This is a genomic window from Kineococcus siccus (assembly GCF_009906795.1).
Taxonomy (GTDB): Bacteria; Actinomycetota; Actinomycetes; order Actinomycetales; family Kineococcaceae; genus Kineococcus; species Kineococcus siccus.
In genome coordinates, this window is record NZ_JAAALN010000172.1 from 1 (window position 1) to 9258 (window position 9258).

Annotated in this window: 11 protein-coding genes; 5 read left to right on the forward strand and 6 right to left on the reverse strand. The window is 76.9% G+C overall.

The window, feature by feature from the left end; all coding sequences use genetic code 11:
• Positions 1-171 precede the first annotated feature (171 nt).
• The 4 genes from GTR02_RS16460 to GTR02_RS16475 all read left to right on the forward strand — a co-directional run bounded on the left by GTR02_RS16460 (position 172) and on the right by GTR02_RS16475 (position 3072).
• The gene (locus GTR02_RS16460; RefSeq protein WP_166608580.1) at positions 172-783 is read left to right on the forward strand and encodes a nucleoside deaminase; all 612 of its coding nucleotides are present in this window, start codon (positions 172-174) and stop codon (positions 781-783) included.
• A gap of 115 nt (positions 784-898) precedes the next feature.
• Positions 899-1390, forward strand: a complete 492-nt coding sequence (locus GTR02_RS16465) for a DUF2231 domain-containing protein (protein ID WP_205709446.1) — start codon at positions 899-901, stop codon at positions 1388-1390.
• A 43-nt stretch (positions 1391-1433) separates the two neighbouring features.
• The gene (locus tag GTR02_RS24610; RefSeq protein ID WP_166608581.1) at positions 1434-2561 is read left to right on the forward strand and encodes a SpoIIE family protein phosphatase; all 1128 of its coding nucleotides are present in this window, start codon (positions 1434-1436) and stop codon (positions 2559-2561) included.
• A 43-nt stretch (positions 2562-2604) separates the two neighbouring features.
• The gene (locus GTR02_RS16475; RefSeq protein ID WP_166608582.1) at positions 2605-3072 is read left to right on the forward strand and encodes a MarR family winged helix-turn-helix transcriptional regulator; all 468 of its coding nucleotides are present in this window, start codon (positions 2605-2607) and stop codon (positions 3070-3072) included.
• Here the strand turns inward: GTR02_RS16475 and GTR02_RS16480 are convergent.
• The 6 genes from GTR02_RS16480 to uraD are packed head-to-tail and all read right to left on the reverse strand — an operon-like array spanning position 3069 to position 8837.
• Positions 3069-5807 (reverse strand): molybdopterin cofactor-binding domain-containing protein, encoded by a 2739-nt coding sequence (locus tag GTR02_RS16480; protein ID WP_166608583.1) that lies wholly within the window; start codon positions 5805-5807, stop codon positions 3069-3071. The two genes, GTR02_RS16475 and GTR02_RS16480, sit on opposite strands and share 4 nt — an antisense overlap.
• The gene (locus tag GTR02_RS16485; RefSeq protein ID WP_166608584.1) at positions 5804-6628 is read right to left on the reverse strand and encodes an FAD binding domain-containing protein; all 825 of its coding nucleotides are present in this window, start codon (positions 6626-6628) and stop codon (positions 5804-5806) included. The genes GTR02_RS16480 and GTR02_RS16485 overlap by 4 nt, the downstream gene beginning before the upstream one ends.
• Before the next feature lie 2 nt (positions 6629-6630).
• Complete coding sequence (locus GTR02_RS16490; protein WP_338073872.1) at positions 6631-7128, reverse strand: nucleoside deaminase; 498 nt, start codon at positions 7126-7128, stop codon at positions 6631-6633.
• The gene (gene pucL / locus GTR02_RS16495) at positions 7125-8039 is read right to left on the reverse strand and encodes a factor-independent urate hydroxylase (protein WP_166608585.1); all 915 of its coding nucleotides are present in this window, start codon (positions 8037-8039) and stop codon (positions 7125-7127) included. Before pucL ends, GTR02_RS16490 begins: the two co-directional genes overlap by 4 nt.
• 1 nt (position 8040) lies before the next feature.
• A complete protein-coding gene (uraH, locus tag GTR02_RS16500) occupies positions 8041-8361 on the reverse strand; it encodes a hydroxyisourate hydrolase (protein WP_166608586.1) in 321 nt (106 codons plus the stop codon).
• A complete protein-coding gene (uraD, locus tag GTR02_RS24615) occupies positions 8358-8837 on the reverse strand; it encodes a 2-oxo-4-hydroxy-4-carboxy-5-ureidoimidazoline decarboxylase (protein ID WP_338073873.1) in 480 nt (159 codons plus the stop codon). The genes uraH and uraD overlap by 4 nt, the downstream gene beginning before the upstream one ends.
• A 193-nt stretch (positions 8838-9030) precedes the next feature.
• Here uraD and GTR02_RS16510 point away from each other — a divergent pair.
• Positions 9031-9258 (forward strand): NTP transferase domain-containing protein (locus GTR02_RS16510; RefSeq protein WP_205709451.1); only part of this gene is annotated, 228 nt, incomplete at its 3' end.

Genomic DNA, 9258 nt, shown 5'->3' on the forward strand with positions numbered 1-9258 from the left:
GGGCAGCGCGGGTGCGGGTGGGGTGCAGGGCGGCCACGGGAGGTCCTCCGGGTCGGCGTCGAGGGCGGTGCGTTCCCCTCCTGCGTCGGCGCCCGCCGGGCCCGCCTGTAGACCGACCGGGTGATCCTGCGCAACGCCCACGCCCCGTCGCGCAGGCCCTAGCCTCCGGTGATGGACACCTCGCCCCTCGCCCGGGAGATCACCGCCGCCCTGCCGGGGTGGGTCGACGAGGTGCTCGCACCCGTGCCGGAGACCGCGACCGACGCGGGCTGGATGGCCGTCGTGAACACCCTCGCGGCGCGCAACCCCGTCGAGGGCAGCGGTGGGCCGTTCGCGGCCCTGGTCGTGGAGACGGCCACGGGGCGGCTGGTGTCCGCGGGCGTGAACCTCGTCCTGGCGAGCGGGTTGTCGTCGCTGCACGCGGAGGTCACGGCGCTCTCGCTCGCGCAGCGCCGGCTGGGGTCGTGGGACCTCGGCGCCGCGGGGCTCCCCGCGCACTCCCTCGTCGTCAACTGGCGCCCGTGCGCGATGTGCTACGGCGCCGTGGTGTGGTCGGGCGTCACGCGGCTGGTCGTCGCGGGGTCCGGGCCCGAGCTCGAGGAGCTCACGGGCTTCGACGAGGGCCCGGTCCGGGACGACTGGGCGGAACAGCTGCAGGACAGGGGCATCGAGGTCGTCTCGGACGTCCTGCGCGAGGAGGCCCTGGAGGTCTACCGCGGGTACCGCGACGTCGTCGCCGACCGCGGCGCCACGGTGTACAACGCGCGGGGCACGGCGGGCTGACCCCGGCGCGCGGACGGGTCGAACCGGGACGGCGTGCCTCTCGTTCTCCCCGTGACGGCACCCGCGGCCACCCGGCCGGGAGACGTCGGGCAGCACCGACCACCCTGGAGGACCCGTGCTCGACACGATCGACGGCCTGCCCGTCCACGCCCTCGTCGTCCACGGGGTCACCGTGCTGGTGCCGCTCACCGTGCTCGGCGTCCTCGCCGTGGTCGTGCTCCCCCGCTGGCGCGAGCGGTTCGGCCCGCTCGTGGTGGCCGTCGGCGCCGTCGCCACGGTCCTGTGCCCGCTGGCCACCGGCAGCGGTGAAGCGCTCCAGGCGCGGGTCGGCGACCCGGGGGAGCACGCCCAGCTGGGTGACCAGCTCGTCTGGTTCGTCCTGCCGCTGACGCTGCTCGCCCTCGTGCTCGTGCTGCTGGACCGCGGCTCCCGGCGCGCCCGGCGGACGCCCGGGCCGCGCCGGACGGTCACGGGCGTCGTCGCCGCGCTCTGCGTCGTGGCCGCGGTGGCGGCGGGGGTGCAGGTCTACCGGGTCGGTGAGTCGGGCGCCCGCGCCGTGTGGGGCGGGCAGGTGGCCGCCACCGAGCCGTCCGGGGCAGCATCGTGACCGGGACTTAGCGTAATCGCCCGGTGACTGTCAGACTCGAGAGGTGATCCCCCCACGGGTGCCTGCCGGCGAGGCCGCCGCGGGGCCGGAGCGGCACCGTCGCCGCGAGGCGGGCGTCCTCGCCGCGACGCTCGCCTGGGTGGTCGTCCTCGGCCTGGCCCAGGGCCTCCTCGGTGGCCGGCTCGTGGTCGTGCCCTGGCTGGCGCTCGGACCCCTCGCCGCGTCGCTCGCGCTGACGTGGCGACGCACCACGGTCGTGGCGGTCGTGTCGGTGCTGACCGTCGCGGTGCTGTCCGCCGGGGTCCCCGACCTGTTCTCGTGGCTGGGCGCCGTGCGCGTGCTGGGCACCGCGTCCCTGGCCGGCTTCGCCGTCCTCAGCGCCAGCGTCCGCGTGCGGCGCGAGGCGCGGATCCGGGCGGTCACCGAGATCGCCACCGTGGCCCAGACGGCCATCCAGCACCCCGTCCCGACGCTCGTCGCGGACCTGGCGCTCGCGTCCCGCTACGTGTCCGCGAGCGCCGACGCGCTCGTGGGCGGTGACCTCTACGACGTCGTGACGACCGAGCGGGGCGTCCGGCTCGTCGTCGGCGACGTCCGCGGCAAGGGCCTGCCCGCCGTGCACACCGCGGCGGCCGTGCTGTCCGCGTTCCGGCACACCGCGCCCCTGCCCTCGGTGCCGCTGGACGACGTCGCGCGGGCGGTCGAGCAGGCCGTCCTGCCGCGCCTGGGGCCCGAGGACTTCGTGACCGCGGTGTTCTGCGACGTCGGCCACGACGGGTCGCTGGACGTCGTCCTGTGCGGGCACCCGTCGCCGCTGCTGCTCACGGCGGACCGCCCGGCGCTGGCCGTGGCCGAGCACCGGTCCCCGCCGCTGGGCCTGGGGCTGGACGTCCGGGTGGAGCACTCGACGCTGGCCGCCGGGGACCGGCTGCTGCTGTTCACCGACGGCCTCGTCGAGGCGCGGGCCGCGGACGGCCGCTTCTTCGACCTCGCCCGGGAGGTCGACGTGCTGGCCCCGCGGGGCCCGCGGGGCACCGTGGACCTCGAACCCGGCCTGGACCGCCTCCTCGCCGCCGTGCGGGCGCACGTGGGCGGGCTGGTCTCCGACGACCTGGCCCTGCTCCTGCTGCAGCGGCTCGAGGGCGCCGACGCCGCGACCCTGCGGGTCTGAGGCGTCGGTCGCCGCGCGGGTCGGCGTCCGGGAGACTGCGCCCATGCCCGACGGCTCCGCCCCCGCCGCCCTGACGCCCCAGGAGGAGGAGGCCTGGCGGGCGCTGATGCGGCTCATGGTCGCGCTGCCCCGGGCGATCGACGAGGACCTGCTGCGCCGCAGCGGCCTGGGCCTGACGCGCTACGTCGTCCTCATGCGGCTGTCGGAGGCGCCGGAGCGGACCCTGCGGATGAGCGAGCTCGCCGAGGCCGCGTCCATCTCGCCGAGCCGGATGACCCGGGTCGCGCAGTCCATGGCCCACGACGGGCTGCTGTCCCGCTCCCCCGACCCGACGGACGCGCGCGCGGCCCTCGCGACGCTGACCGACGCCGGCCGGCAGCGCCTGGAGGAGGCGTGGCCCGCGCACCTCGCGGGCGTGCGGGCCCTCGTGCTGGACCACCTCGGCCCCGGCGACCTGCCCCGGGTGCAGCGGGTCACCGAGCAGCTGCTGCGGGCGGTGGAGGGCAGCTAGGCGTCCGCGCGGGGCGGCTGGAGCGCCCGCCACAGCCGGTCCGCGCTCAGCGGCAGGTCGCGCACCCGGACCCCGGTGGCGTCGCGCACCGCGTTGGCGAGGGCCGGGGCCACGGGGTTGTAGGGCGCCTCGCTCATGGACTTCGCGCCCAGCGGCCCGATGGCGTCGACCGTGTCGGCGTACAGCACCTCGGTGTCGACGAGGTCGCCGATCCGCGGGACGTGGTACTCGCGCAGGCTGGGCGTGGTGACGCGGCCGTCGGCGTCCGTGCGGACCTCCTCGAACAGCGTGGAGCCGACGGCCTGCGCGACGCCGCCCTCGACCTGCCCGCGCAGCTGCACGGGGTTCATGACGACCCCGGCGTCGACGGCCTGCACCGAGCGCAGCAGCCGCACCTCGCCGGTCGCGGTGTCGACCGCGACCCGGAAGCCGTGGACGGTGAAGGCCACCGACCGACGCGCGGCGTCCTCGCGGCCGTCGGCGGCGGGGGCGCACCCGTCGCGGCGCAGCGCCTCGGCGTGGACGTCGACGAGGTCGACGAGGCGGTCCCCGCAGCGGACGCCGCCGCGCTCCAGCACGGCCTCGGCGAGCGGCGTCCCCGTGAGGTCCGCCGCGAGCCGCCGGACGTGGCGCGCGAGGCGGTCGCACGCGACGAGCAGCGCCTTCCCCGCGACCACGACGCCCGCCGACCCGAACGCGCCCGTGTCGTGGCCCGTGACGTCGGTGTCCGCCTGCCGCAGGCGGATCCGGTCCGCGGTGGTGCCCAGCGCCCCGACGGCGATCTGCGTGTGCACCGTCGTGGTGCCGTTGCCGAACTCGGCCGTGCCGACCGACAGCAGCCACGTCCCGTCGGGTTCCAGCGACGCCGTGGCGTCGGCGTAGTGGCCGCGCGGCGGGGTCGTCGCGATCATCGCCGCCGCCATCCCGGTGCCGGTGCGCCACTGCGGGCCCGGCGGCGCGGGCAGCGCGTCGCGGCCCAGCGCCTCCTGGACCAGGTCGAGGCACTGGTCGAGTCCGTAGCTGCCGTAGCGCAACCCGTCGTCGACGCCGCCGTGCTCGGGGTCGGAGGTGACGACGAACGGGTCGCCGGGGACGACGACGTTGCGGCGGCGCAGCTCGAAGGGGTCGATCCCGAGCTCCCGCGCCAGGTCGTCCAGCGCGGACTCGAGCGGGAAGATCACCTGCCCGAGGCCGTACCCGCGGAACGCCCCCGACGGCACGGTGTTCGTGTAGACCGCGCGGGCGTCGACGCGCTTGTTCGCGCAGCGGTACAGCGCGATCGACTCGTGGCAGCCGTGGAACATCACGCCGGGCGAGTGGTTCCCGTACGCGCCCGCGTCGGACAGGACGTCCACGGCGAGCGCCGTCAGCGTCCCCTCCGCGTCGGCCCCGAGGCGCACGCTCACGCGCATCGGGTGCCGCACCGGGACGACCGTCAGCTCCTCGGTGCGGGTGAGCTCGAACTGCACGGGACGACCCGTGCGCAGCACCGCGAGCCCGACGAGGTCCTCGACCAGCAGTTCCTGCTTGCCGCCGAAACCCCCGCCCACGCGCGCCGCGAACACCCGCACCCGCTCGGGGGCGAGACCCAGGATGCGCGCGAGCTCGTCGCGCACGAGGAACGGCACCTGCGTCGAGGTGCGGACCACGAGCCGGCCGTCGTCGTCGAGCCACCCGATCGCGGCGTGCGTCTCCAGCGCGACGTGGGACACCCGCTGCGTCCGCCAGGTGCCCTCGACCACGACGTGCGCTGCGGCCAGGGCGGCGTCGACGTCGCCCACGCCGCCGTGCAGCTCGGCGACGAGGTTCCGGCGGGGGTCGGCGATGCGGGAGGTCGCGGCGTCCTTGTCGCCGTGCACGAGGGGGGCGCCGGGCCGCAGCGCCTGCTCGGGGTCGAGCACCGCCGGCAGCACCTCGTACTCGACGACGATGCGCCGCAGCGCCTCCTCGGCCGTGCCGCGGTCCTCGGCGACGACGGCCGCGACGCGCTGGCCGTGGAAGCGCAGGACGTCGTCGAGGACGCGGGTGTCGTCGGGGTCGTCGAGGCGGTCCTCGTGCCGGCCCGTGGAGAACAGGACGTCGGGGGCGTCGCGGTGGGTCAGCACCGCCACCACGCCGTCGAGAGCCTCGGCCGCGGTCACGTCGACGGCGGTGATGCGCGCGTGGGCGTGCGGGCTGCCCAGCACCGCGAGGTGCAGCAGCCCCGGCACCACCGTGTCGAGCGTGTAGGGCTCGGTGCCGGTCACGACGCGCCGGGCCGCCGGCGCCCCGACCCGCTCGCCGGTGCCCCCGGAGTCGGAGAGACCCGCCGGCACCCCGTGCACGGCGTCGCGCACCGCGCGGTACCCCGTGCAGCGGCACAGGTTCCCCTTCAGGTGCTCGTCGAGGTCGGCCCGCTGCTCCGCGTCGAGGGCGGCGGCGGTGACGACCATGCCGGCCGTGCAGAACCCGCACTGGAACCCCGCGGCGTCGACGAAGCGCTGCTGGACGGGGTGCAGCTCCTCCGGCGTGCCGAGCCCCGTCGCGGTGGTCACCTCGCGGTCCGCGGCCCGCGCGGCCGGGTACAGGCACGCGTGCACGGGCGCGCCGTCCACGAGGACGGTGCAGGCCCCGCAGTCGCCCGAGTCGCAGCCCTTCTTGACGCCGAAGCGGGCGTTCTCGCGCAGCAGCGTGCGCAGGCACTGCCCCGGCCGGGGTTCGAGCTCGCTCGTCGTGCCGTCGACGGTGATCTTCACGCCAGCTCCCCGCAGACCTCGGCGACCGACCGCAGGGTCGTCGCGCGCCGCCAGTCGGGGGCGCCGTGCACGTCGTCGAACCAGCCGCAGGTCGCCTCCACGCGCTGTGCGACGTCGGCGGCGGCCGCGGCGGGCGCCGGGACGGCGGGGTAGCGCAGGACGACGGGGCGCTCGGTGGCCGCCGTGACCGTGAGGACGGCGCCGCCGCCGGGGTCGCGGCGGCCGACGACGAGCGAGGCCGAGCGCCCGAGCCGGCTCAGCGACGTCCGGCGGAACGCGGTGCGCGCGCGCAGGGCCGCGTCCGGGATCGTGATCGCCCGCAGCACCTCCCCGGGGCGCAGGGCCGTGCGGCGGTCACCCAGGACGAGGTCCTCGACGGCGAGGTGGCGCACCGAGCCGTCGGCGGACCACAGCTCCGCGGTGGCGTCGAGCGCGGCGGTCAGCGACGTCATCGATCCCGCGGGCAGGGCGAGGCAGACGTTGCCGCCCACGGTCGCGACCGAGCGGACCTTGAAGGACGCGAGCAGGGCGCGCACGCACTGGCGCAGGAGCGGGTGCGCCGCCCAGCCGGGCCGGGCGGGCACGTCCGCGACCGCGGAGACCGGGCAGGTCCCGGCGAGCCGCAACCCCGCGGCGGAGACCGTGAACGGTTCCCAGCCCAGGGTGGTGAGGTCCACGAGGCGGCGCAGCTGCGGCTGCGGCGTGGAGAACAGCCAGGTGCCGCCCGCGAGGACGGCCGTCGCCGGGTCGCCGTCGTGCGCCGCCGCGAGCGCGGCGCGGTCGTGCACGGCGACGAACGCCTCGACGCCCGGGAGGTCCACGGTCAGTACGCGACCGTGCCGGCCGCGGCCAGCCAGGCGTCGAAGGGGGCGGCGGAACCTGCGTCGCGGTGCTGCTCGACGCGGACGGACCACAGCGCTCGGTCGGTCGCGAACAGGTCGTAGAACGCCAGGTCGTCGAAACCGCCGCGCGCGGCGTCGTGGCGGTCGGCCGCGAACAGCACCCGGTCCACGCGCGCCCACAGCGCCGAGGCCAGGCACATCGGGCACGGCTCGCAGCTGGAGTACAGCGTCGCCCCGGCCAGGGAGAACATGCCCAGCTCGCGGCACGCGGCCCGGATGGCCTGCACCTCGGCGTGCGCCGTCGGGTCCACGTCGCGCGTCACGCGGTTCTGCCCCGTCGCGACGACCGCGCCGTCGAGGACGACGAGCGCGCCGAACGGCCCGCCGCCGTCCGCCACGTTGCGCGCGGCCAGGTCGACGGCGGCCTGCAGGTGGAGCCGGTCCTGCTCCCCGGCGCCCGCCACGGCCGGGGCGCTCACAGCAGCGACCCCGTCTCCCAGGCCAGGGGCGCGTCGGGTTCCTCCTCGCGCACGACGCGCGCGTGGACGTGCCCGTAGGGACGGTCGTCGGCGTGGAACACCTCGCCGCGGTTCTCGACGCCGAAGCGGGCCAGGTCGTAGTCGAAGTGGTGCCTGTTCGGCGCCGACACGCGCAGCTCGGCGATCTCCGGCACCGCCTCGAGCGCGGCTCTGCCCATGTGCCACAGCGTCTGCTGCAGCGCGGAGGAGTGCAGCGTCGCAAAGACCCCGAGCACGGTGCGGCGCACGGTCGCGTACGCGGCGTCGAAGCCGAAGCCGTCGGCGAGCGCCGCACCCGTGTAGCGCCACGCCATCGACAGCGACGTCGCCATCACGCGGTCGTCCGTCTCGGGCAGCGTCGTGTACCCGTCGACGAGGAACCCCTTGAACTCCGAGCCCGTCGACTTCAGCACCACGAGGTCCTTCAGGCCGGCCACCACGTGCACCGCCTGCCCGGCGCCCGCACCGTCCACGGTCACCGCGGCCGTGCGGACCTCGGTGCCGGACCGCACCCACGTGTGGTCGTGCTCCCGGCCGTCCACGACGACGCGGTCCCACGGGTAGGAGTCGACGTCGACGCGCGCCCCCGTGACGGGGCCGACGTCGTCGACGAAGTGCCGGGCGAGGTCGAGCGCGTAGCCCTCGACGCTCGCGAGGCCCTTCTCCTTGGCGTAGGAGTAGGCGGTGTTCTTCTGCGTGTCCGTGGGCAGCACCGCCGCCTGGTCGCCGTCGAGGTAGGCCGCGGCGAAACCGCCGCGCAGCGTCGTCGTGACGTTGAGGTCGACGATGTGGTGCCGGGCCGTGTCGCGGTGGAAGCGCACGACGCGGTTCTCGGCCTTGCCGTACTGGTGGCCCGCCAGGACGATGCCCATGTCAGCTCCCTCGGTAGGTGGAGTAGGCGAACGGGGAGAGCAGCAGCGGCACGTGCAGGTGCGGCCGCCCCGCGTCGACGGTGAACGTGACGACGACCTCGGGGTGGAACGTCTCGCGCCCGGCGGCGGCGAAGAACTCCCCCGTGGCGAACGTGAGCCGGAACGTGCCGGCGGTCAGGTCGGCCCCGAACCGCGCCCGGCCGTCGGCGTCGGTGCTCGCGCGGTCGACGTCCGCGCCGTCGTGCGCGCTCAGCCGCAGCGCGACCCCGGCGGCCGGCTCCCCCGTGGTCGCGTCGAGGACGTGCGTGCTGACGCTCGTCACGCCACCGCCCCCTCGAGGGCGCGGCGCAGGCGCAACCGGGTGATGGCGGCGAGCTCGGCGCGCAGGACGCGGCGCTCGGTCGCGGGGTCGTTGCCCAGGCGCGAGCGCAGGACGGCCAGCAGCTCCTCGGCGCTGCGGCCCGACGCGCACACGAGGTAGACGTGGCCGAAGCGCGCCTCGTAGGCCGCGTTGCCCGCGGCGAGCTCGGCGAGGACGCCCGCGTCGGCGGCCAGGGCCGCGGACTGCTCGCGCCGCGACGCCGCCCCCGTGGGCCGCTCCCCGATGCGCGGGTGCGCCGCGAGCGCGGTGTCGACGTCGTCCTCGCTCGTGGCGGCCAGCTCCTCCGCGGCCACCGCGAGCAGGGCGTCCGGGCCGTCGAAGGGGCGGCGGGCGAGCACGCGCCCGGCCCACGCCGGGGCGTCGCAGCAGGAGAGCAGCAGCGCGCGGAACGCCGCGTCGTCGTCCACGTCGACCACCGGGCCGTCACCTCCAGCCACCACCACCCGGCCGCCCGGGTGCGCCGGGACCGTCCCGTCCCCCTGAGTTCTACGCCATCGCGGCGGCGCGCCTCGCCCGAACCGCTCCCGCGCAGCCTCGCCGGAACGCTCCCGAAACGTCCCGGAAACCCGGGGCGGCGATCGCGGCGCCGCCGCCCGCGGGCGTGGTGGGATGCCCGACGTGGAGGCGCTGGGGGTCGTGCTCGCGGCAGGGGCCGGCCGGCGGATGGGCGGGCCCAAGGCCCTGCTGCGCGCGGCGGACGGGCGGACGTGGGCGGCGCGCGCGGCGGGCGTGCTGCGCGCGGGCGGGTGCGCCGAGGTCGCGGTCACCGTGGGCGCGGCGGCGGAGGCGGTCCTCAGCTCGCTGCCCGCCGGGGTGCGGGGGCTGGGCGTGCCGGAC